The 22050-nt window shown below is 72.6% G+C and carries 20 protein-coding genes; 8 read left to right on the forward strand and 12 right to left on the reverse strand.

The window, feature by feature from the left end; all coding sequences use genetic code 11:
* Positions 1–7 precede the first annotated feature (7 nt).
* The 4 genes from ACGF5T_RS30230 to ACGF5T_RS30245 all read right to left on the reverse strand — a co-directional run bounded on the left by ACGF5T_RS30230 (position 8) and on the right by ACGF5T_RS30245 (position 4090).
* Positions 8–1483 carry a HAMP domain-containing sensor histidine kinase gene (locus ACGF5T_RS30230; protein WP_356609392.1) on the reverse strand — a complete coding sequence of 492 codons (1476 nt, stop codon included), beginning with the start codon at positions 1481–1483 and terminating at the stop codon, positions 8–10.
* Positions 1484–2215, reverse strand: coding sequence for a response regulator transcription factor (locus ACGF5T_RS30235; protein WP_356609394.1), 732 nt, complete (start codon positions 2213–2215; stop codon positions 1484–1486). It abuts the gene before it with no gap.
* A 61-nt stretch (positions 2216–2276) separates the two neighbouring features.
* Positions 2277–2939, reverse strand: coding sequence for a CE1759 family FMN reductase (locus ACGF5T_RS30240; protein WP_361014009.1), 663 nt, complete (start codon positions 2937–2939; stop codon positions 2277–2279).
* The gene (locus ACGF5T_RS30245; protein WP_366769313.1) at positions 2936–4090 is read right to left on the reverse strand and encodes an LLM class flavin-dependent oxidoreductase; all 1155 of its coding nucleotides are present in this window, start codon (positions 4088–4090) and stop codon (positions 2936–2938) included. Before ACGF5T_RS30245 ends, ACGF5T_RS30240 begins: the two co-directional genes overlap by 4 nt.
* Before the next feature lie 198 nt (positions 4091–4288).
* Between ACGF5T_RS30245 and ACGF5T_RS30250 the strand changes: the two genes are divergently transcribed.
* Positions 4289–4627, forward strand: a complete 339-nt coding sequence (locus ACGF5T_RS30250; RefSeq protein ID WP_053135097.1) for a YnfA family protein — start codon at positions 4289–4291, stop codon at positions 4625–4627.
* 78 nt (positions 4628–4705) lie between these two features.
* A complete protein-coding gene (locus ACGF5T_RS30255; RefSeq protein ID WP_356609400.1) occupies positions 4706–5485 on the forward strand; it encodes an SDR family NAD(P)-dependent oxidoreductase in 780 nt (259 codons plus the stop codon).
* Between the two features lie 22 nt (positions 5486–5507).
* Here ACGF5T_RS30255 and ACGF5T_RS30260 read toward each other — a convergent pair whose 3' ends face one another.
* Entirely contained in the window at positions 5508–6701 is a 1194-nt protein-coding gene (locus tag ACGF5T_RS30260) for an RtcB family protein (RefSeq protein ID WP_356609402.1), read from the reverse strand.
* 205 nt (positions 6702–6906) lie between these two features.
* Here ACGF5T_RS30260 and ACGF5T_RS30265 point away from each other — a divergent pair, with 205 nt between their 5' ends.
* The 3 genes from ACGF5T_RS30265 (at position 6907) to ACGF5T_RS30275 (ending at position 10132) form a co-directional block, all read left to right on the forward strand.
* Positions 6907–7791: a DUF3558 domain-containing protein gene (locus ACGF5T_RS30265; RefSeq protein ID WP_366769312.1), complete on the forward strand. Its 885-nt coding sequence runs from the start codon at positions 6907–6909 to the stop codon at positions 7789–7791.
* A 117-nt stretch (positions 7792–7908) separates the two neighbouring features.
* Entirely contained in the window at positions 7909–8766 is an 858-nt protein-coding gene (locus ACGF5T_RS30270; protein ID WP_356609406.1) for a DUF3558 family protein, read from the forward strand.
* A 100-nt stretch (positions 8767–8866) separates the two neighbouring features.
* On the forward strand, positions 8867–10132 hold the full coding sequence (locus ACGF5T_RS30275) for a DUF2637 domain-containing protein (protein WP_356609408.1): 1266 nt from the start codon (positions 8867–8869) through the stop codon (positions 10130–10132).
* A 77-nt stretch (positions 10133–10209) separates the two neighbouring features.
* Here ACGF5T_RS30275 and lysS read toward each other — a convergent pair whose 3' ends face one another.
* Positions 10210–11964 (reverse strand): lysine--tRNA ligase, encoded by a 1755-nt coding sequence (lysS, locus tag ACGF5T_RS30280; RefSeq protein WP_366769035.1) that lies wholly within the window; start codon positions 11962–11964, stop codon positions 10210–10212.
* Positions 11965–12156: 192 nt separating this feature from the next.
* Between lysS and argS the strand changes: the two genes are divergently transcribed.
* A complete protein-coding gene (argS, locus tag ACGF5T_RS30285) occupies positions 12157–13917 on the forward strand; it encodes an arginine--tRNA ligase (protein WP_361013992.1) in 1761 nt (586 codons plus the stop codon).
* Between the two features lie 46 nt (positions 13918–13963).
* Here argS and ACGF5T_RS30290 read toward each other — a convergent pair whose 3' ends face one another.
* The 4 genes from ACGF5T_RS30290 to ACGF5T_RS30305 all read right to left on the reverse strand — a co-directional run bounded on the left by ACGF5T_RS30290 (position 13964) and on the right by ACGF5T_RS30305 (position 18680).
* Positions 13964–14911 carry a hypothetical protein gene (locus ACGF5T_RS30290; RefSeq protein ID WP_366769036.1) on the reverse strand — a complete coding sequence of 316 codons (948 nt, stop codon included), beginning with the start codon at positions 14909–14911 and terminating at the stop codon, positions 13964–13966.
* Between the two features lie 133 nt (positions 14912–15044).
* Positions 15045–15893, reverse strand: coding sequence for an arylamine N-acetyltransferase (locus ACGF5T_RS30295; RefSeq protein ID WP_366769037.1), 849 nt, complete (start codon positions 15891–15893; stop codon positions 15045–15047).
* A 60-nt stretch (positions 15894–15953) separates the two neighbouring features.
* On the reverse strand, positions 15954–17186 hold the full coding sequence (locus ACGF5T_RS30300) for a PLP-dependent aminotransferase family protein (RefSeq protein ID WP_356609418.1): 1233 nt from the start codon (positions 17184–17186) through the stop codon (positions 15954–15956).
* Positions 17187–17294: 108 nt separating this feature from the next.
* The gene (locus ACGF5T_RS30305; RefSeq protein ID WP_366769038.1) at positions 17295–18680 is read right to left on the reverse strand and encodes a helix-turn-helix transcriptional regulator; all 1386 of its coding nucleotides are present in this window, start codon (positions 18678–18680) and stop codon (positions 17295–17297) included.
* Positions 18681–18890: 210 nt separating this feature from the next.
* On the opposite strand from ACGF5T_RS30305, the gene ACGF5T_RS30310 reads away from it, so the two are divergent.
* A complete protein-coding gene (locus ACGF5T_RS30310) occupies positions 18891–19640 on the forward strand; it encodes a DUF4232 domain-containing protein (RefSeq protein ID WP_366769039.1) in 750 nt (249 codons plus the stop codon).
* Positions 19641–19683: 43 nt separating this feature from the next.
* Here the strand turns inward: ACGF5T_RS30310 and hemB are convergent, their stop codons facing one another.
* Positions 19684–20676 carry a porphobilinogen synthase gene (gene hemB / locus ACGF5T_RS30315; protein WP_356609424.1) on the reverse strand — a complete coding sequence of 331 codons (993 nt, stop codon included), beginning with the start codon at positions 20674–20676 and terminating at the stop codon, positions 19684–19686.
* Between the two features lie 126 nt (positions 20677–20802).
* Between hemB and ACGF5T_RS30320 the strand changes: the two genes are divergently transcribed.
* Complete coding sequence (locus tag ACGF5T_RS30320; protein ID WP_366769040.1) at positions 20803–21252, forward strand: MarR family winged helix-turn-helix transcriptional regulator; 450 nt, start codon at positions 20803–20805, stop codon at positions 21250–21252.
* Here ACGF5T_RS30320 and ACGF5T_RS30325 read toward each other — a convergent pair.
* Positions 21249–22031: a nitroreductase/quinone reductase family protein gene (locus tag ACGF5T_RS30325; protein WP_366769041.1), complete on the reverse strand. Its 783-nt coding sequence runs from the start codon at positions 22029–22031 to the stop codon at positions 21249–21251. The genes ACGF5T_RS30320 and ACGF5T_RS30325 overlap by 4 nt on opposite strands.
* Positions 22032–22050: the final 19 nt, after the last annotated feature.

Genomic DNA, 22050 nt, shown 5'->3' on the forward strand with positions numbered 1-22050 from the left:
CCAGGGACTACCCCAGGCACCCGCCACCCCCACCGCCGTCCCCGCCGTCCCGGTCGCCCCTGTCGCCCTCGTCGTCCCCGAGCCCCGTGCCCACCGTGAACCCGATCACCGACCCGCCCCCGTCCCGCCGCACCGCGAACGGCGCTCCCCCGTGCGCCAGCGCCACCTCCCGGACGATGGACAGGCCGAGGCCCGAGCCGGGCCGCGAACGGGCGGCGGCGGCCCGGTAGAAGCGGTCGAAGACTCGGGCCAGGTCGGCGTCGGAGATGCCGGGGCCCCGGTCGCGGACCTCGATGCGGATCGTGCCCGGCCGGGCGGGCCCGGAGACGGCGATCTCGATGGGTCCGGTGCCGTCGGGATCGAACTTGGCGGCGTTCTCCACCAGGTTGGTGAGCGCCCGGGTGAGCAGGGCGGGCCGCCCGTCGGTCACCGTCGCACCTCCGACCCGCACCCCGATCTCCCGCCCGGTACGGCGCCTGGCCTGGGCTGCCACGTCGTGCGCGATCCCGGCGAGGTCGACCCGCTGCGGGGGCTCGCCGGCGGACTGGCCGGCCGCCAGCTCGACCAGTTCGTTGACCAGGTCGGTCAGTTCCCGCGCCTCCTGGCCCAGGTCGGCGACCAGCTCCTCGCGCGCGCCCGGCGGGAGTTCGTCGATCCGGCGCAGCAGCGAGATGTTGGTCCGCAGGGAGGTGAGCGGCGTCCGCAGTTCGTGGCCCGCGTCCTGGACCAGTCGCCGCTGGTCCTCCTCCGACTGGGCGAGGCGGCCCAGCATGAGGTCGAAGGCGCGGCCGAGGCGGCCCACCTCGTCGGGGCCGGTGACCGGCACGGGAACACCGAGCCGGCGGGTGCGGGCCACGTTCTCGGCGGCGGAGGTGAGGACCACCAGACGCCGTGTGATGCGCCGGGCGAGCCACCAGCCGAACAGGCCCGCCGCGGTCACCACCGCGGCCATCAGGAGCAGCGTCCGGCGTTGCAGCGCCCGCAGCAGGTCCTCGGTGCCGCTGAACTCCTGCGCCACCTGCACGGCCCCCCGGCCGCCGCCGAGGGAGACGGTCGCCACCCGGAAGACGTCCCGGCCGACCCCCACGTCCTCGTGCTGCACCGTCCGCCCCGCGTCGGCGGCGCCCGCGACCCGCCGGTCGGCGCCGGTGACCGGCAGCCGCGGGCCGGCCGGGTCGGAGATCCCGCCGTCCGGCCCGAGCACCTGCACGTCGGTGCGGGCCGGGCGCACGATGTCGTGGCCGGGCGCGTTGGAGGAGAAGTCGCCGGGCGCCATCCGCCGCTCGCGCACCTCGGCCCGCAGGTCCTGCACGACCTGCGCGAAAACGGACTCCTGGTCGACCCGGACCAGCCGGGCCGCCGCGTTGTACGACAGCACCCCGACGAGGACCGTGACCACGGCCGCGACCGTGGCGAACGACACCGCGAACGTCGTCCGCAGCGACAGCAGCCGGGGCCGGCGCCCGAGCGGAGAGGGGCCCACTCAGTCCTCCCGCAGCACGTAACCCACCCCGCGCACGGTCTGGATCAGCCGCGGCGCGCCCGGCCGGTCGAGCTTGCGGCGCAGATAGCCGACGTAGACGGCGAGGTTCTTGGAGCCGGGCCCGAAGTCGTAGCCCCAGATCCGGTCGTAGATCGTGGAGTGGTCGAGCACGATGCCCGCGTTGCGGACCAGCAGCTCCAGCAGTCCGAACTCGGTGCGGGTCAGTTCCAGCTCGTCCCCGTCCCGCCAGGCGCGCCGGGCCCGCGGGTCCATGCGCAGCCCGGCCGCCTCCAGGTACCGGCCGCCCGTCCCGACCCGGTCGCCGTCGTCCTCGGGCACCTCGTCACCGCCCTCGGGCTCCGCGCGGTCCGTGCGGCGCAGCAGGGCGCGCAGCCGGGCGAAGACCTCCTCGACGTCGAAGGGCTTGACCACGTAGTCGTCGGCGCCCGCGTCGAGGCCCGCGATGCGGTCGGCGGTCTCCACCAGCGCCGTGAGCATCAGGATCGGCGTGGGGTCGCCCTCGGCGCGCAGCTCCCGGCAGACCTGGAGGCCGTCGGCGCGCGGCATCATCACGTCCAGCACCAGGACGTCCGGCCGGGCGCGGTGGGCCTCGGCCAGCGCCTCGACGCCGTCCGCGACCGCGGTGACCCGGTACCCCTCCAGGGTGAGGGCGCGCTCCAGGGCGTGCCGGATGGCGCGGTCGTCTTCGGCGAGCAGAACGGTCCGGGGCACGCGCCCAGTCTGCCAAGGGCGCGCGCCCCGCGACCGGACGGCCGGACTTCTCACCGAGATCTCACCCGGCGGGCCGCAGCGCGGCGAGCCGCTCCGCGAACGGCACGATCCCGTCGGCCTCCGCGACCGGCCTCCCGGCCGCCGCCGCGACCGCCGCCGTGACCGCCTCCTGGGCCCCCTCCCCCGCCGGCCTCCCGGCCGTGGACAGCCCCGTCATCAGCGCCGCAAGCTGTCCGGCCGCCCGCTCGATCCGTCCGTCCAGCCCCTCGGCGCCCCAGTCCTCCGAGGCGGCGTACACGCCGGTGGGGACGACGACGGCCTTGAGGTAGGCGAAGAGCGGACGCAGCGCGTGCTCCAGGACCAGCGAGTGCCGGGCCGTGCCACCGGTCGCTCCGATCAGGACCGGTTTCCCGGCGAGGGCGTCCTCCTCGGTCACGCTCAGCGCGTCGAAGAACGACTTGAACAGCCCGCTGTACGAGGCCGAGAACACCGGCGTGACCACGATCAGCCCGTCCGCCGCCGCGACCGCGTCGAAGGCGGCGGACAACTTCCGGCCCGGGAAGCCGTTGGTGAAGGTGTGCGCGATCTCCACGGCGAGGTCGCGCAGCTCCACCACCTCGACCTCGGCCGGCGCCCGGTCCGCGGTGGCGGCGGCCAGGCGGTCGGCCAGCAGCCGGGTGGAGGAGGGGACGCTCAGTCCCGCGGAGACGACGACGAGCTTCATGCCCGTACTCCTTCGTTGCTGTCCTTGCTGCCCTTGCTGCCCTTGCTGCCCATGCTGTCCTTGCTGTCCCTGCTCTCCTTGCGGGCGGCGGCCAGCAGCGACGCGTGGTTCGGGGCGTCCGGCACGTCGGCCGGGCGGTTCTTGGCGAACTCCTTGCGCAGCACCGGCACGACCTCCTCGCCGAGCAGGTCGAGCTGCTCCAGGACGGTCTTCAGGGGCAGTCCGGCGTGGTCCATCAGGAAGAGCTGGCGCTGGTAGTCACCGGCGTAGTCGCGGAAGGCGAGGGTCTTCTCGATCACCTGCTGGGGCGAGCCCACCGTGAGCGGGGTCTGCTCGGTGAAGTCCTCCAGGGAGGGGCCGTGCCCGTAGACCGGCGCGACGTCGAAGTACGGGCGGAACTCGCGCACCGCGTCCTGGCTGTTCCTCCGCATGAACACCTGCCCGCCGAGGCCGACGATCGCCTGCTCGGGCGTGCCGTGCCCGTAGTGGGCGTAGCGGGCCCGGTACAGCTCGACCATGCGCTTGGTGTGGTCGGCGGGCCAGAAGATGTTGTTGTGGAAGAAGCCGTCGCCGTAGTACGCGGCCTGCTCGGCGATCTCCGGGGAGCGGATCGAGCCGTGCCAGACGAACGGCGCGACGCCGTCCAGCGGGCGGGGCGTGGAGGTGAAGCCCTGGAGCGGGGTGCGGAACTTGCCCTCCCAGTTCACGACGTCCTCGCGCCACAGGCGGTGCAGCAGGGCGTAGTTCTCCACGGCGAGGTTGATGCCCTCGCGGATGTCCTTGCCGAACCAGGGGTAGACCGGGCCGGTGTTGCCACGGCCCATCATCAGGTCCACCCGGCCGTCGGCCAGGTGCTGGAGCATCGCGAAGTCCTCGGCGATCTTCACCGGGTCGTTGGTGGTGATGAGGGTGGTGGAGGTGGAGAGGATCAGCCGCTCGGTGCGGGCCGCGATGTAGCCGAGCATCGTGGTCGGCGACGAGGGCACGAAGGGCGGGTTGTGGTGCTCGCCGGTCGCGAAGACGTCGAGTCCGACCTCCTCGGCCTTCAGCGCGATGGCGACCATGGCCTTGATGCGCTCGCGTTCGGTCGGTGTACGCCCGGTGGTCGGGTCCGGCGTGACGTCGCCGACGGTGAAGATGCCGAACTGCATGGTCGCTCAACCTCCGAGTTGTTGACGGTTCAACTATACCGCCTCCAACGGTGGGGTCCCGGACGTTATTCCGGCCCGACGCCCGACCCCGGGGGCGCACGGCCCTCCCGGGGGGACGACCAGCCCCTGGGGGACGCCCGGCCCGGGTGGCGGACGCCCCCGCCGCCCGTGACGCGGCCCGCGTGCGAAGCTGCCCGCATGCTCGTCCTCCGCTCCGCCGCCCTGTTCGTCGTCGCCGCCCTCTTCGAGATCGGCGGCGCCTGGCTGGTCTGGCAGGGCGTGCGCGAACAGCGCGGCTGGCTCTGGGCGACCGGCGGCGTCCTCGCCCTCGGCGCGTACGGCTTCGTCGCCACCTTCCAGCCCGACGCCCACTTCGGCCGCATCCTCGCCGCGTACGGCGGGATCTTCGTGGCCGGTTCGATCCTGTGGGGCATGGTCGCGGACGGCTACCGCCCGGACCGCTGGGACGTGACGGGCGCGCTGGTCTGCCTCGCCGGGATGGCCGTGATCATGTGGGCGCCGCGCAACGGCGGCTGACTACGCTGGGCGGCGACCGTTCGTGACGCACCCGGGACGCGTCCCCGCGTCACCCGCATGACGAACCAGGAGCAGCCCATGGCCCCCGCAGCAGCCCCGTCCGCCGCCTCGCGCATCGCCGTCGTCACCGGTGCGAGCAGCGGCATCGGCGCCGCCACGGCCCGGCAGCTCGCCGCCGCCGGCTACCGCGTCGTCCTCACCGCCCGTCGCGAGGACCGCATCGAGGCGCTGGCCCAGGAGATCCGGGCGGCCGGCCACCAGGCGACGGCGTACCCGCTGGACGTGACCGACCGCGCGGCCGTCGACGAGTTCGCCACCGCCTTCAAGACGATCGGCGTCCTCGTCAACAACGCGGGCGGCGCGCTCGGCGCCGACCCGGTCGCGACCGGCGACCCGGACGACTGGCGCCGCATGTACGAGACGAACGTCATCGGCACCCTGAACCTCACCCAGGCCCTGCTCCCCGCCCTGGAGGCGAGCGGCGACGGCACGGTGGTCGTCGTCTCCTCCACCGCCGGCTTCGCCACCTACGAGGGCGGCGCGGGCTACGTGGCCGCCAAGCACGCCGAACACGTCCTCGCCGAGACCCTCCGCCTGGAGATCGTCGGCCGCCCGGTCCGCGTCGTGGAGGTCGCGCCCGGCATGGTGAAGACCGAGGAGTTCGCCCTGACCCGCTTCAGCGGGGACGAGGACAAGGCGGCCAAGGTCTACCAGGGCGTCGCCGCCCCCCTGACCGCCGACGACGTCGCCGACACCATCACGTGGGCGGTCACCCGCCCCGCCCACGTCAACATCGACCTCCTGGTCGTCCGCCCCCGCGCCCAGGCCTCGAACACGAAGGTGCACCGGGAGGGCTGACGCACCGGCGGCGCACCGGGCGTCAGCCCTTCACGCAGACGACCTGCTTCAGCTTCGCCACGACCTCCACCAGGTCCCGCTGCTGCTCGATGACCTGGTCGATCGACTTGTAGGCGCCCGGGATCTCGTCCACGACGCCGGAGTCCTTGCGGCACTCCACGCCTCGCGTCTGCTCCTCCAGGTCCTTGGTGGAGAAGCGGCGCTTGGCGGCGTTGCGGCTCATGCGCCGACCCGCCCCGTGGGAAGCGGAGTTGAAGGACTTGTCGTTGCCGAGGCCCTTGACGATGTACGAACCCGTCCCCATGGAGCCCGGGATGATCCCGTAGTCCCCCGAACCCGCGCGGATCGCGCCCTTGCGGGTGACCAGCAGGTCCATGCCGTCGTACCGCTCCTCCGCCACGTAGTTGTGGTGGCAGGAGATCTCCCGCTCGAAGACCGGCTTCGCCTTCTTGAACTCCTTGCGGACCACGTCCTTCAGGAGCGCCATCATGAGGGTGCGGTTGTACTTGGCGTACTCCTGCGCCCAGAACAGGTCGTTGCGGTACGCCGCCATCTGCGGGGTGTCCGCGACGAACACCGCGAGGTCACGGTCGACCAGCCCCTGGTTGTGCGGGAGCTTCTGGGCGACGCCGATGTGGTGCTCGGCCAGCTCCTTGCCGATGTTGCGGGAACCGGAGTGCAGCATCAGCCAGACAGAACCGGTCGTATCCGTGCACACTTCGACGAAGTGATTCCCAGATCCGAGCGTTCCCATCTGCTTCCCGGCCCGCTCGTGACGGAACTTGACCGCATCGGCGACGCCGTCGAACCGCCCCCAGAAGTCGTCCCACCCGCCGGTCGCCAGTCCGTGGAAGCGGCCCGGGTCGACGGGGCTGTCGTGCATCCCCCGGCCCACCGGGATGGCCTGCTCGATCTTCGACCGCAGCCGCGACAGGTCACCGGGCAGGTCGTTCGCCGTCAGGGACGTCCGCACCGCCGACATCCCGCAGCCGATGTCCACGCCCACCGCGGCCGGGCACACCGCACCCCGCATCGCGATCACGGAACCGACGGTCGCCCCCTTGCCGTAGTGCACGTCCGGCATGACCGCGAGGCCCTTGATCCACGGCAGGGTCGCGACATTGCGCAGCTGCTGCAGCGCCCCGTCCTCGACCGTCGCCGGGTCGGCCCACATCCGGATCGGCACCTTCGCGCCCGGCATCTCCACGTACGACATAACGTCCTCATTCCCCCGGAAAACATACAGAAGTCTCAAAGCGCAAAACCGGCGCCAAGGGCAGCCAAAAGGACGACTGACCGGCGTTCACGGCGGCTCGTGCGATACACATTGTCTTCTGGGGACGCCCCCGCGCGGCAAGCGAATAACCAGCGGGGACACTGGAGTACCGACCTACAGCCACACCGGCGAGAGGAGCCGTACCGTGCAGCGGAAGGCCTATGTACCCGGCGTCGCCGCCGCCCTGGCGGCGTTGCTGGCCGGCTGCACCGGCGGCTCGGGCGACGGCGCCACGGCGGACGACTCCAATCCGGGCCGGGCCGGCGTCGCGACCGAGGCAGCCGAGCCCGGCAGGTACCGCACCCTCCCGGAACCCTGCGGCGCGGTGGGCGACAAGGCGCTCGACTCGCTGCTGCCCGGCATCCAGGAGATCACGGACGAGGAGCAGCGCGCGAAGGCGTACGCCGGCGAGGCGACCCTCGCGTACGACACCGACCGCAAGGTCGGCTGCCGTTGGAAGGTGGAGTCGGCCGACGCCACCAACCACCTCTTCGTCGACTTCGAGCGGGTGGTGTCCTACGACAACTCCGTGAGCGACGACAGTCAGGCCGAACAGCTCTTCGCGAAGCAGGTGGAGGCCGCCGACCTGCCCGAACCGGTCGTCTCCGAGTCCCAGGCGGAGTCGGAGTCGGGTTCGGGATCGGAGTCGGAGCCGCCGTCGGCCTCCGCGTCGGGGTCCGCGTCCTCCTCCGACACCGCGTCACCCGGCACGTCCGCCACCACCCGGCCGTCCGGCTCCGCGTCCACCGCCCCCTCGTCGAGCGCGTCCTCCGGTGCCACGCCCACCGACCTCCAGCCCCGGCTCCTCGACGACCTGGGCGACGAGGCGCTGGTCGACGACGAGCTGAGCAGCTCCGGTTCCACGGCGAAACGCCGCACGGTGACTGTGGCGTTCCGCACGTCGAACGTCGTGGTGACCATCGAGTACGCGGAGCAGTCGGCGATGCTCGGCGTCGTCCCCGACAGCGAGGAAATGCAGGACATGGCGCGGAAACTGGCCTCCCAGCTCGCGGATTCGCTGAGCGGTTGAGCCCGGCGGGGGCTCCCCCGTGCCCCCGGGTGAAGCCCTCGAAGAGGAGCCGCACACTTTCCCCACCGCGTACGGTGACCCCTCGGACCCGTTCCGACCGCAGGAACCACGAGTGCCATGAGTGAAGGAACCATGCAGCGACGAGCCCAGTGTGACCAGCGAGCGAAGCGACTCCCCCGTGTTGTCTGCGCGGCGGCCGCCGTCCCCCTGATGCTGGTGGCAGCCGGCTGCTCCTCGGACTCCGGCTCCGACGACGCCAAGGACAAGGCCGCGGACAAGCCGGCCGCGTCCACGTCCGCGAGCCCGTCCCCGACGGTGGAGGCGGCCGCGTACGCGAAGCTGCCCGAGCCCTGCTCGGTGCTGGCGAAGAAGACGCTGAAGGACCTGGTGCCCAAGGCCGACTCCGGCAAGGAGGGCGCGTCCAACGACACGGCGACGCGCGGCAGTTGCTCCTGGGACAGCCTCGACGACAACGGCGTGGAGGGCTCCCAGTTCCGCTGGCTGAGCGTGTCGATGCTGCGCTTCGACTCGGACGCCTCGCGCGGTGCGGGCGACGAGCTGGCGCACGACTACTACACGAAGCAGCTCCAGGACGTCCAGAGCGCCGAGGGCGCCAAGAGCATGAAGACCACGCCGGTGAGCGGCACGGGCGACGAGGCGTCGGTCGTGCGGTACGACCTGAAGAAGAAGGAAGGCACCTTCAAGCAGCAGACGGTCGTGACACGCGTCGAGAACGTCGTCGTGACCGTCGACTTCAACGGCGCGGGCCTGGCCGGCGACGACACCCCCGACGCCGACGACCTGGTCAAGGACGCCCAGAAGGCGGCCAAGGAAGCGGTCGCGGCGGTGGCGAAGGCCAACGGCGCTGCCGCGGCGCCCTCCGAGTCCGCCTCGGGCTCGGGCTCCGGGTCGGAGTCGAAGGCGCCGTCGAAGGGGGCCGAGACGTCGTCCAAGGCCCCGGCCAAGGCGTCGTAGCGGACGAGCCGACGGGCCGTACCGACCACCGGCCACCCGTTCCCCGTACACATGTGCCACTCTGTTGCGCGCAACAACAGGCACTGGGAGGGGAGTACGGGTGGCCGCGCCACTAGAGCTGACCCGGACGCATCGCGTTCTCATCGGCATGGTCGTCTTCGGTGCCGTCATCATCGCCGGGATCGGCTTCGCCGGTTCGTACGCGGCGGTGCGGGAACTGGCCCTGCAGAAGGGCTTCGGGAACTTCAGCTACGTCTTCCCGATCGGCATCGACGCGGGCATCTGCGTCCTGCTGGCCCTGGACCTGCTGCTGACCTGGATCCGCATCCCGTTCCCGCTGCTGCGCCAGACCGCGTGGCTGCTGACGGCGGCGACGATCGCGTTCAACGGCGCCGCCGCCTGGCCCGACCCGCTCGGCGTCGGCATGCACGGCGTGATCCCCATCCTGTTCGTGGTGTCCGTCGAAGCCGCCCGGCACGCGATCGGCCGGATCGCCGACATCACCGCCGACAAGCACATGGAGGGCGTCCGCCTCACCCGCTGGCTGCTCTCGCCGGGGCCGACCTTCCTGCTCTGGCGCCGCATGAAGCTGTGGGAGCTGCGCTCCTACGAGCAGGTGATCAAGCTGGAGCAGGAGCGGCTGGTCTACCAGGCCCGGCTGCGCTCCCGCTTCGGGCGCGGCTGGCGCCGCAAGGCCCCGGTGGAGTCCCTGATGCCGCTGCGCCTGGCCCGCTACGGCGTCCCCCTGTCCCAGACCGCCCCGGCGGGCCTCGCCGCGGCGGGCATCGAGCCTGCCCTGCTGCCCCCGGCGCCCCGGCCCCAGGAGACGGGCCCGCAGGCGGCCCCCGCGGCGGAACAGCGTCCCGAACTGGCCGGCGCCCGGCCGCAGGAGCGGGAGCCCGGGCCGGACGCGCCCACCGAGGACCGCAACCCGTGGCTGCACGCCCGGGACCCGCAGACCGTGGAGTACCACGGCGGCTACGACCCTGACTTCGACCCCGAGCAGTACGCGCACTGGGCGGAGGAGCAGCGGCAGGCCGAGCAGTACCGGGAGCAGTTCGAGGAGGAGCCGCCGCCGCAGGAGCCGTCCCCCGAGGAGACCGGCAGCTTCCCGATCCCGGTGGGCCCGACCCGCACGCGCGAGCTGGGCGAGGGCGGCGGTACGGCCGAGCCGCCGCCGACGCCGGAGGACTACTACACCGTCTTCCGGAAGTCGATCGACGGCAGCTACCCCACGGCCGCCCAGTTCCGGGACGACGTCGAGGCGACCTTCGGCGTGCCGCTCGCTCCGCGGGAGGCCGACCGGATGGTGAAGGTCTTCAGCGAACGCCACACGCGGGAGCTCCAGGAGGAGCACATCGCGTAACCGGCAGGCGGAGCGTGTGACCGACAGCCGAAAGGGGCCCTCCGTCGGCAGAGGGCCCCTTTCGCCGTGGCGCCTGCCTACTCCCCGAGCAGGGTCCGCACCCGCTCCTGCCCCACCGCCAGCAGCAGCGTGGGCAGCCGCGGACCGGTGTCGCGGCCGACGAGCAGGTGGTAGAGCAGCGCGAAGAACGACCGCTGGGCGGCCTTGATCTCCGGCGGCAGCTCCTTGGGCGTGGCGTCGGCGGAGAAGCCGGCCTGGACCTTCGGCACCCCGTAGACGAGGTGGGTGAGCCCGTCCAGCGACCAGTGCTCGGCGAGCCCGTCGAGCAGCAGCCGCAGCGACTGCCGGCCCTGCTCGTCGAGGGACTTCAGCAGCTCGGCGTCGGGCTCCCCGCGCACGATGGTCCGCTGGTCGGCGGGGACGTGGGTGTTGATCCACGCCTCGGCCTTGTCGTACCGGGGCCGGGCCTCCGCGAGCGTCCCCAGCGGGTCGGCCGGGTCCAGCTCGCTGAGGATGCGCAGCGCCTGGTCCTCGTGCCCGGCGGTGATGTCGGCCACGGACGCCAGCGTCCGGTACGGCAGCGGCCTGGGCGTGCGCGGCAGCTCACCGGCGGCCGTGCGGACGGCGCGCGCGTGGGCGGCCACGTCGGCGGGCAGGGCGGTACCGTCGGCGACCTTCGCGTCGAGGCGGTCCCACTCGTCGTAGAGGCGCTGGATCTCCTGGTCGAAGGCGATCTTGAAGGACTGGTTGGGCCGGCGGCGGGCGTACAGCCAGCGCAACAGCTGCGGCTCCATGATCTGGAGCGCGTCGGCCGGGGTGGGCACCCCGCCCTTCGACGAGGACATCTTCGCCATGCCGCTGATGCCGACGAACGCGTACATCGGCCCGATCGGCTGCTCACCGCCGAAGATGCCGACGATCTGCCCGCCGACCTGGAACGACGACCCGGGCGACGAGTGGTCCACGCCGCTGGGCTCGAAGATCACGCCCTCGTAGGCCCAGCGCATCGGCCAGTCGACCTTCCAGACCAGCTTGCCGCGGTTGAACTCGCTGAGCCGGACCGTCTCGGAGAAGCCGCACGCGGTGCAGGCGTAGGTCAGCTCGGTCGAGTCGTCGTCGTAGGCGGTGACCGTCGTCAGGTCCTTCTCGCAGTTGCCGCAGTACGGCTTGTACGGGAAGTACCCGGCGGAGCCGGAGCTGCCGTCGTCCTCGGCGGCGGCGCCGGAGCCCTCGGCGGCCTCCAGCTCGGCCTCGTCGACCGACTTCTGCTGCTGCTTCTGCTGCTGCTTCTTCGGCGCGGCCTTCTTCGTCCGGTACTGGTCGAGGATCGCGTCGATGTCCTGCCGGTGCCGCATGGCGTGCAGGACCTGCTCGCGGTAGACACCGGAGGTGTACTGCTCGGTCTGGCTGATCCCGTCGAACTCGACGCCCATCTCGGCGAGCGAGGCGACCATCGCGGCCTTGAAGTGCTCGGCCCAGTTCGGGTGCGAGGAGCCCTTCGGCGCGGGGACGGAGGTGAGGGGCTTGCCGATGTGCTCGGCCCACGACTCGTCCACCCCGGCGATGCCGGCCGGCACCTTGCGGTAGCGGTCGTAGTCGTCCCAGGAGATCAGGTGCCGGACCTGGTGGCCCCGGCGGCGCACCTCGTCGGCGACCAGGTGCGGGGTCATGACCTCGCGCAGGTTGCCGAGGTGGATGGGGCCGGACGGAGAGAGTCCGGACGCGACGACGACGGGTTTGCCCGGTGCACGGCGCTCCGACTCGGCGATGACCTCGTCCGCGAAACGGGAGACCCAGTCGGTGGTCTCTGTGCTCTGAGCCACGATCGGCACGTCCTCTTCCCTGGTTCCCTGGAATTCCCAGGACTTCTGCTGAGCAGCCGGTACGGTCGCACGGCTGGCCGCTCCATTCTCCCAGCCCGGCCCGCATCCGCGAAAACGGCTTTTCACCGCGTGGGATACTCGGGTTCCGTAGCTAACGACAGCCTCACTCCCGGAACCCCGAGCAGAACGGCGAACCACTCCATGGCCTCGGTCACGTCCCTCAGCGACTCCGTCCAGCAGCACCTCGCGTCCGCCCTCACGGCCACCCGGCCCGAGGCCGCCGGCGCCGACCCGCTGCTGCGACGAAGCGACCGGGCGGACTACCAGGCCAACGGCATCCTCGCCCTGGCCAAGAAAGCCAAGGCGAACCCGCGGGAGCTGGCCACCGAGGTCGTCGCGCACCTCACCACCGGTGACCTGATCAAGGAGGTCGAGGTCTCCGGGCCCGGCTTCCTCAACATCACCGTCGGCGACCGCGCGATCATCGGGAACCTCGCCGCGCGGTACGCGGACGAGACCGGCCGGCTGGGCGTCCCGTACGCCGAGCGGCCGGGCACGACGGTGATCGACTACGCCCAGCCGAACGTGGCGAAGGAGATGCACGTCGGCCACCTGCGTTCCGCGGTGATCGGCGACGCCCTGCGCGGCATGCTCGACTTCACCGGCGAGAAGACCATCGGCCGGCACCACATCGGCGACTGGGGCACCCAGTTCGGCATGCTCATCCAGTACCTGTTCGAGCACCCCGGCGAGCTGGCCCCCGCGGCCGACGTCGACGGCGAGCAGGCCATGAGCAACCTGAACCGGGTGTACAAGGCCTCGCGTGCCCTCTTCGACTCCGACGAGGAGTTCAAGGAGCGGGCCCGCAGGCGGGTCGTCGCCCTCCAGTCCGGCGACAAGGAGACCCTCGAACTGTGGCAGCAGTTCGTGGACGAGTCGAAGGTGTACTTCTACTCCGTCTTCGAGAAGCTCGACATGGAGATCCGCGACGAGGAGATCGTCGGCGAGTCCGCGTACAACGAGGGGATGCCCGAGACCGCCCGCCTCCTGGAGGAGATGGGCGTCGCGGTGCGTTCCGAGGGCGCGCTCGTCGTCTTCTTCGACGAGATCCGCGGCAAGGACGACCAGCCGGTCCCGCTGATCGTGCAGAAGGCGGACGGCGGCTTCGGCTACGCGGCCTCCGACCTGACCGCGGTCCGCAACCGCGTCGGCGACCTGCACGCGACCACGCTGCTGTACGTCGTGGACGTGCGCCAGTCGCTGCACTTCCGGATGGTCTTCGAGACGGCCCGCCGGGCCGGCTGGCTGAACGACGACGTCACCGCGCACAACATGGGCTACGGCACGGTGCTCGGCGCCGACGGCAAGCCCTTCAAGACGCGTGAGGGCGAGACCGTCCGGCTGGAGGACCTGCTGGACGAGGCGGTGCAGCGGGCCGCCGAGGTGGTCCGGGAGAAGGCGCGTGACCTCACCGAGGACGAGATCCAGGAGCGGGCCGCGCAGGTCGGCATCGGCGCCGTGAAGTACGCGGACCTGTCGACGTCGCCGAGCCGGGACTACAAGTTCGACCTGGACCAGATGGTCTCGCTCAACGGCGACACCAGCGTGTACCTCCAGTACGCCTACGCCCGTATCCGGTCCATCCTCCGCAAGGCCGGCGAGTTCCGCCCCGCGGCCCACCCGGAGCTGGACCTGCACGAGGCGGAGCGCGCGCTGGGCCTGCACCTGGACGCGTTCGGCAGCACGGTCTTCGAGGCGGCGGCGGAGTACGCCCCGCACAAGCTGGCCGCGTACCTGTACCAACTGGCTTCGCTGTACACGTCGTTCTACGACAAGTGCCCGGTCCTCAAGGCCGACACCCCGGAGCAGGTGGAGAACCGCCTGTTCCTGTGCGACCTCACGGCGCGCACCCTGCACCAGGGGATGGCGCTGCTGGGCATCCGGACGCCCGAGCGGCTCTGACCCGGCGGGCCGGGACGCACCCGGCCCGCGCGTCAGGCGTCGGACGTCAGGCGTAGTAGTGGATCGTCCCGCGCAGCGCCGGCTCGGCGCCCTCGCAGTGCTGGACGAACGTGGCGGCGAAGGCGGTGACCACGCCGTCCTCGCCGCGGGCCAGCCTGGTGAGGGTCAGGGTGCCCTCACTGGCGTTGCACCCGCCGAAGCCGGACACGTCGAGGCCGGCCACGCCGGGCCCGTTGCCGCGTTCCGTCCGGTAGGTGCGTCCGGCCTCGAAGCGCTCGCCGGCCGGCGGGACGAGCAGGGCCGACCAGGTCTCGCGCTTGCCGGACACGTCGTACTGGAGACCGCCGGTGCCCCATTCCTGGAGTGAGAAGAGGCTGGTGGCGCCGGTGTGGGTGCCGCTCCTGCCCTGGCCGGGGTAGTCACCGGGCTCGCTGGCGTAGGTGAAGGACAGCGGGAAGGCGCGGTACTTGACGACGCCCTTGAGGACCGGGGCGTCGGCCGCCTCGCACCGCTGCGTGTAGGTCGCGTCGAGCACGGTGACCGCGCCGGTCGCGTCCGCCTCGATCTGGTGGACCGAGAACTGCCCGAAGACCTGGTTGCAGCCGCGCGAGTCGCCGCTGACGTCGAGGCCCGGGGCCCGCCCGGTGCGCGAGGACGCCCGTTCCGCGCCGCGGTAGACCCCGGGGTGGAGCTTCTCCCCCTGCGGAGCGGCCAGTTCGACGGTCCACCAGTCGGTCTCGTTCTCGATCCGGACGGTCAGCGCCTCTCGCTCGCCGGACACGGTGATGTCCGCCGTCCCGGGCGTGTAGGCGACGCTTCCGCCCTGCCCGACCCAATCGCCGGCCGCGCTGGTGTGGCTGTACTTCGTCACGGCCACCGGTGTCCCGGTCGCCGCCGCGGCGGGCGCCGACAGGCCGGCCGTCAGGCCGATCGTCGCGGTCAGGCCCGCCAGCGTGCCGAGCAGGGCACGCCGCCATCCGGTGCGAGTGCGCACGGATGCCTCCCCCTCATGAGGCGGGCGCCCCTGGAGGCGCCCGAACTGGTTGTGCACAACACGGAGTTGACTATCCCCCACTGCTTCACACAAACCACTGGAAGCGCACATTCCCCAACGCTCCCCCCGGCCGTCAGCCGGTCAGCCGCACCCCCTCGGGCGCGTCGATGCCGAACTCCTCCGCCAGCACCCGGCGGACCTCCGCCTCGTCCCCCGGCTTCCGCTCGGTGACCGCGCCGTCGGCCCCGGTCCTGGTGAGGACGCCGCCGTCGAGGGCCAGGTGTCCGTCGGGCAGCAGCCGCTGCACGTAGGGCCGCCGGGAGAACGGGGAGCGCGGGTTGGTGGCGACGTGCCAGTTGACGACCTCGTAGTCGGACGCCTCGAACGGCTCGAGGGTGAAGGCGTACTGGGCCTGCCAACCGCTGTCCGCGCCGGGCCGGTACGCCTCCAGCACCCACGTCTCCAGCGGCCCGCGGCGCGGCGCGTGCACCAGCCGGTGCCGGCGCCCGGCGTCGTGGAACTCGGTGTCCGCCACGAGCGGCACCGGCTCCAGCAGGGAGCCGACGGCACCGAAGCCGACGTCGGCCAGGTACGGTCGCGGGTCGCCGGGCACCTCGGCAAGGAGCGCCATGTGGGTGCGCGGACGGTCCTCGAAGCGCTCCGCGCCGACGACGACCCGCGCGGTCAGCCGGGTCACCCCGAAGCCCAGCGCCTCCAGGGCCGCCGCGAACAGGGTGTTGTGCTCGTAGCAGTAGCCCCCGCGACGGCGGCCGCGCACCAGCTTGGCCATCAGGTCGGACAGCGCGAGGGAGGGCGCCCTGCCGCCGACGGCGTCGAGGTTCTCGAACGGGACGGCCCGCAGGTGGGCGAGGTGCACCCCGCGGAGCACCGCCGCGTCGGGCCGCCGCTCCCCCTCCCAGCCGATCCGGTCGAGGTAGGCGTCGAGGTCGAAGGGCGTCGTCGTCGGCACGGTCGCAGGCATGCCCTCACGGTACGTGCGCGCGCGACGCCCCTGCCTCGGCTCTTCGTCCTAGGACCGGTCCTACGCCCCCCGCGGCGCCGCCTCCCGCAGCGCCGCCCCCAGCCGCCGCAGCCCCTCCGTGATCTCGTCCGGCGTCTGCGTCACGAAGCACAGCCGCAGCGTCGCGCGGTCGGGTTCCCCGGCGTGGAAGGGGGCGCCGGGCACGTACGCCACGTCGTGCCGGACCACCGCGGGGAGCAGGGCGGTCGTGTCGTGGCCGTCCGGCAGCCGCGCCCACAGGAACATGCCGCCCTCGGGACGGCTCCACACCGACCCCGCCGGGAGCGCGTCCGCCAGACCGGCGAGCATCGCGTCCCGGCGTGCGCCGTAGGCCCCGGCGACCCGGGCGACGTGCGCGTCCAGGTCCCGGTCGGCCAGGTACCGGGCGGCGGCCAGCTGGTTGACCGTCGGGGTGTGCAGGTCGGCGGCCTGTTTGGCCACCGCACAGGCCCGGCGCAGCGCGGCGGGGGCCCGCAGCCAGCCGAGGCGCAGGCCGGGCGCCATGACCTTGGAGAAGGAGCCCAGCAGCACGGTCCGGTCCCGAGCCCCCTCGTGGGAGGCGATCCACGGCAGCCGCTCGCCCTCGAAGCGCAGCTCCCCGTACGGGTCGTCCTCGACGATCCACAGACCGCAGCGGCCGGCGATCTCGGCCACGGCGGCACGGCGCGCGGCGGGGAGGGTGCGGCCGGTGGGGTTCTGGAAGGTGGGGACGGTGTAGAGCAGCTTGGGCCGCTCGCGCAGCACCAGCTCCTCCAGCGCCTCCGGGTCCATGCCGTCCTGGTCCCCGGGCACCGCGACGACCCGGGCGCCCGCGAAGCCGAAGGCCTGGAGCGCGGCCAGGTAGCAGGGGTTCTCGACGAGGACGGTGTCGCCGGGTTCGATCAGGGCGGTGGCGAGCAGCGACAGGGCCTGCTGCGAACCGGTGGTGACGAGGAGGTCGTCGGGGTCGGTGTCCAGCCCGCGGACCGAGGTGCGGGCGGCCAGTGCGGCCCGCAACGAGGGCTCGCCCTCCGTGGTCGAGTACTGGAGCGCCCGCGCGGGCTGCTCGGCGAGGACGTCCCGGTACGCGGCGGCGATGCCCTCCGCGTCGAACAGCTCCGGAGCCGGCAGCCCGCCCGCGAAGTTGATCACCTCGGGGCGGGCGGTGACGGCGAGGATGTCCCGTACGGGCGACCCGCCGATCGACCGGGCCCGTGCGGCGAGCGGCGGCGGCGGGGAGGCGGAGGGTGCGGGCGCGTTCTCAGTCACGGTCATGCCCGCACCCTAGGAAACCGCGTGCCGTCTACACGCGGCTTTCCGCGATCCGGACACCCCTACGACCGCCGCGTGTTCGGCCCCTCCGGCGCCCCGGCCCCGCCCGCCTCACTCGGCCGGGACGAACTCCCAGGCGTCGCTGCCGAGGGGATACGCGTAGTAGGAGCTGTCCTTGGAGGCGCTGGTGCGGAACGGACGGCCGTTGTCGTCGACGCGCACCGTGCCCTCCCGCCCTCCGCTCGACCACTCCAGCTCCAGGTACCAGCTGACGTCGTGGCCGCTGGTGTGCGCGTCGACCCGGAAGACCTCGGGGTCGGACTCGCTCACCTTGTACGGGAAGTTCCGCTGCCCGCCGACCGGCATCACCAGGGGGTTGCCCAGGTCGAGGGCGACGTCGAAGTCCTTGGGGTCCACCTGGCCGCCACAGCCGTTGCCCATCACGTACTGGTCCCAGTCCAGCGGCGGCCCGCTGCTCACCACGCGCACGTGCAGGCCCGTCAGGACCACGGTCTCCGCGCCGGTTCCCTGCACGGTCAGGACGGCCGTCTGCCGGTTCGCCGAGACCGCGCCGTAGGCGGTGGCCCAGCCGACCGCGTCCTGCTGGGGCGGCGGCGGCAGCACGTTCTTCGGACTGCGGTCCACCAGGAACGCGTGCTCACAGGGGGTGTCCCAGTAGTACGGGGTGGTCGACACGGTGAGCGGAGGGCCGGTGTCGGCAGCGCGGCGACTCGGCCCGGCGGTGCTCCCGCCCCGCGCGGACGCGGACGCGGAGGGTGAGGCGGACCGGGGCGCCGACGCGGACGCGGAGGGGGACGGCGAGGAGGAACGGCTGGGGGACGCCGACCGGGTGGCGGTCGCCGACTCCGAGACGGAGGCCCGCGCGGCAGCCCCGGCCGGTCCGCGGCGCCCGCTTTCGTCACCACCCGTGCCCGGCACCAGGTTGACCACCAGGGCCACGGCCGCACTGACGGCTACGACGCCGATCGCGGCGTACAGGGCACTGCGCGGCACCCGGCGGCGTGGCGCCTGCGGGGCGGGCTGCGCGGGCGGGAGCGGCGGGGTGCCGTCCGCGCCCGCCCCGAAGGCGTCGTCGGCCCCGGCGACCTCGGCCCCCTCGACCACATCGGCCACATCAGCCACATCAGCGACTTCGACTTCGGCGACTTCGGCCACTTCGGCGACTTCGGCGTCCCCCACCGCGTGCGACCCGGCGGTTCCCGCCCCCTTCGGGGCGCTCCCCTCCTCCTTCTTCACGCCACGCAGCGCGTCCGCGCGGATCCAGCGGCGGTGGAGTTCGAGCACCTCGTCGGGGGTCGCCCGGCACACCCGGGCGAGGCGCTCGACCGGGGCGAACTCGGTGGGTACGACCTCCCCGCTGACGTACCGGTGGAGGGTCGAGGCGCTCATGTGCAGCCGCTTGCCCAGTGCTCCGTAACTGAGCCCGGACCGCTCCTTCAACTCCCGCAGCAGTCCCGCGAAATCGTCCCCCGCCACCCGTTCCTCCCTCTCCCCGCATCCCCGTACGGCGTCCCAGCAGGATGCCGTTCCCCCAGGTCAGAGCCGTCCCGGCATCCCATTGTCCCGCATCCTCCGGCACCGCTGGCGACCGGGACGGACCCGGCCCCAAGCTGTGGTCATCCAAGCAGCCGCTCCCGGCCGACGGCCGAGCGGCTCACCCCAACTCCTCCCGAAGGGGCACCAGTCATGTCCGCACGCACCACCCGTACCCGCCTGTTCGCCGCCACCACCGTCGCGCTGGCCGCGCTCGCCCTGACGGCCTGCGAGGGCGACGGATCGGACACGGGCGCCTCGTCCCCGTCCTCCGCCGCCCCGGCCGGACAGCAGAGCGAACAGCCCACCGGCGGGAAGGAGTCGGCCGGGGACACGGAGGCCGACGGCACCAAGGAGACGAACGGCTCCGCAGGCTCGGCCGCCTCCACCGGTTCCGCCGGTTCCACCGGTTCCGCAGGCGCTTCCGACTCCGGCTCCGCCGGCACCTCGGGTTCGTCCGGCACCTCGGGCGGCACCGGTGACAAGGACTCCGACCTGCCCGGCAAGTGCTCCGCGGCCGACGTCGAGATCACCGCGACGGAGGTGCCCCGCCCGCTCAACCACCTGCTGCTGACCGCCACCAACACCGGCTCGAAGACCTGCATGCTCCCGCAGTACCCGGCGGCCCGCTTCGGCGAGGCGCAGTCGGTGCCGCCGGTCGCGGAGTCGACCAAGCCGCAGTCGCTGACCGGCGTCCAGCCCGGTGAGGCCGGCTACGCCGGGGTCCTGCTGTCGGCCGGCGACGGCAGCGGCGAGAACGGCTACCGGACCGACACCCTCACGATCCCCTTCGAGGACGGCTCCATCGCCACCGTCGCCATGCCCTCCGGCGGCGTGTACGTCGACACCGCGCTGACGGTCACCTACTGGCAGACCGACATGGACGCGGCGCTCAGCCACTGAAGGGGTGTCCGCACCCCCTGCACGAAGCACCGGGGGAGGTCGCTCAGCGCAGCGTGCGAGCGACCTCGGTGGCCCAGTAGGTCAGGATGTTGCGCGCGCCGGCCCGCTTGATGCCGGTGAGCGCCTCGATGATGGCCCGGTCGCGGTCGATCCAGCCCTTCTCGGCGGCGGCCTCGATCATCGAGTACTCGCCGGAGATCTGGTAGGCGGCGACGGGCACGTCCGAGGCCTCGGCGACCTTGGCCAGGATGTCGAGGTAGGGGCCGGCCGGCTTCACCATCACCATGTCGGCGCCCTCCTCCAGGTCGAGGGCCAGCTCCCGCATCGCGTCCCGCGCGTTGGCGGCGTCCTGCTGGTAGGTCTTCCGGTCCCCCCGCAGGGAGGACCCGACGGCCTCGCGGAAGGGGCCGTAGAAGGCGGACGCGTACTTGACCGTGTAGGCGAGGACGGCGACGTCCTCCCGCCCGATCTGGTCCAGCGCGTCCCGGACGACACCGATCTGCCCGTCCATCATCCCGCTGGGCCCCACCACGTGGGCGCCCGCGTCGGCCTGGACCTGCGCCATCTCGGCGTACCGCTCCAGGGTGGCGTCGTTGTCGACCCGCCCCTGGGCGTCCAGCACCCCGCAGTGCCCGTGGTCCGTGAACTCGTCGAGACACAGGTCGGACATGACGAGCAGCTCGTCCCCGACCTCGGCCCGCACGTCCCGCAGCGCGACCTGGAGAATCCCGTCCGGGTCGGTGCCGGCCGTACCGGCCGCGTCCTTCTTCTCGTCCTCCGGCACCCCGAAGAGCATGATCCCGGAGACCCCGGCCTCGACCGCCTCCGCGGCGGCCTTCTTCAGGGAGTCCCGGGTGTGCTGCACGACGCCGGGCATCGCGCCGATCGGCACCGGCTCGCTCACGCCCTCGCGGACGAAGGCGGGGAGGATGAAGTCGGCGGGGTGCAGCCGGGTCTCGGCGACCATCCGACGCATGACGGGGGTGCTCCGCAGCCGCCGGGGCCGGGTGCCGGGAAAGGATCCGTACGTCGACATACCACCTACGCTACGCCCGCCCCACCCGTGCCTTTGCCGACGAGGAGTCGGACCCGGCCGCCCTTGACCTCAAGTCCGGTCGAGCTTCTACGGTCGCTCCCACGCACACCGGACAAGGGAGTGACCATGCGGTACACGCACACCGACGCCGAACTGGTGAAGCAGCCGATCGGCTACTGGAGCTGGGCCGCCTACAAGGCCGTCATCGACCGCACCCGCGCCGCCCTCGACGGGATCGGCACGACCCAGCCCCAGTGGTGGGTCCTCAACCAGGTCGCCGACGCCCCGAAGGCCCGTGAGGAGGTGTCCGCCCTCCTGCGGAACTACCTCGACACGGGCCAGGAGATGGAACCGGAGATCGACGCGACCCTCGCGCGGGGCTGGATCACCCAGAGCCCCGACGGCCACCTGACCCTCACCCCCGAGGGCAGGGCCTTCCAGGAGAAGGCCGCCGCCCTCCAGAGCGAGCTGTGGGCGGAACGCCACGCCGGCATCTCCGACGCGGAGTACCTGACCACCATGAAGGTGCTCCAGCGCTTCATCCACAACACCGGCGGAAAGGCCTGGCACCACTAGGGGGTGTCGGGCGGCCCGGCCGGCGGCCACGGCACGTCGGTCAGCAACGGGATCAGCGCCTCCTCCTCATGGTCGAGGTGGGCGTCCAGCTCCGCCGACATCGCCGCCAGCTCCGTACGGAAACGCCGCGGGTCGGTGATGTGGATGTCCGCCAGCAGCGCCGCCAGGTCGGCCTGGACGCGGGCGATCGCGCGGTGTTCGCCGGCGAGCCGGTCGAAGACGTCGGCCAGCTGGGGGTGGTGACGGGCGATCCCCGGGAAGAGGTGCCCGTCCTCACTCACGTGATGGAACTCCAGCGCCTGGCAGAACGCCAGGCACCGCTGCCGGATCTGGAGCCCGAGGTCGGCCGGCGCACCGGCACCCCGGCGCGCGAAGTGCGCCTCGGTCTCGGCCCGCACCTGACGCACCTGCCCCCGCAGCCAGGTGTGGACCTCGAGCAGCTTGTCGGCGAGCGTGTGGACCTCCGCCGGGCCCTCCCATCCCTCGGGCTCGGCCCGCTCCAGCACCACCCCCGGGGGCAGCGGGCCGGCCGTCGGCACGGCGAGGGCCTCGAAGGAGTCGGTGCCGATCTCGACACCGACCAGGGGACGGGCCAGCACGTCGCGGTACCAGGCGGCGCGGTCCGGACCGGGGCCGGAGACGAGGACCAGGAGGGAGTCCCCATGGCGGACGTGTCCGAGCCGAGTGGTGCGCGGCGCCCCCGTCCCGGCGTCGGTGGTGGTCAGCAGGAGCAGGTTCCCGTCCTCGGCGGTGACGGGTCGCGGGAAAGGCGTGGGCATACGGTTGCGTGTCTCCATG

This window comes from Streptomyces sp. NPDC047853, from assembly GCF_043204535.1.
In the GTDB taxonomy this organism is placed as follows: domain Bacteria; phylum Actinomycetota; class Actinomycetes; order Streptomycetales; family Streptomycetaceae; genus Streptomyces.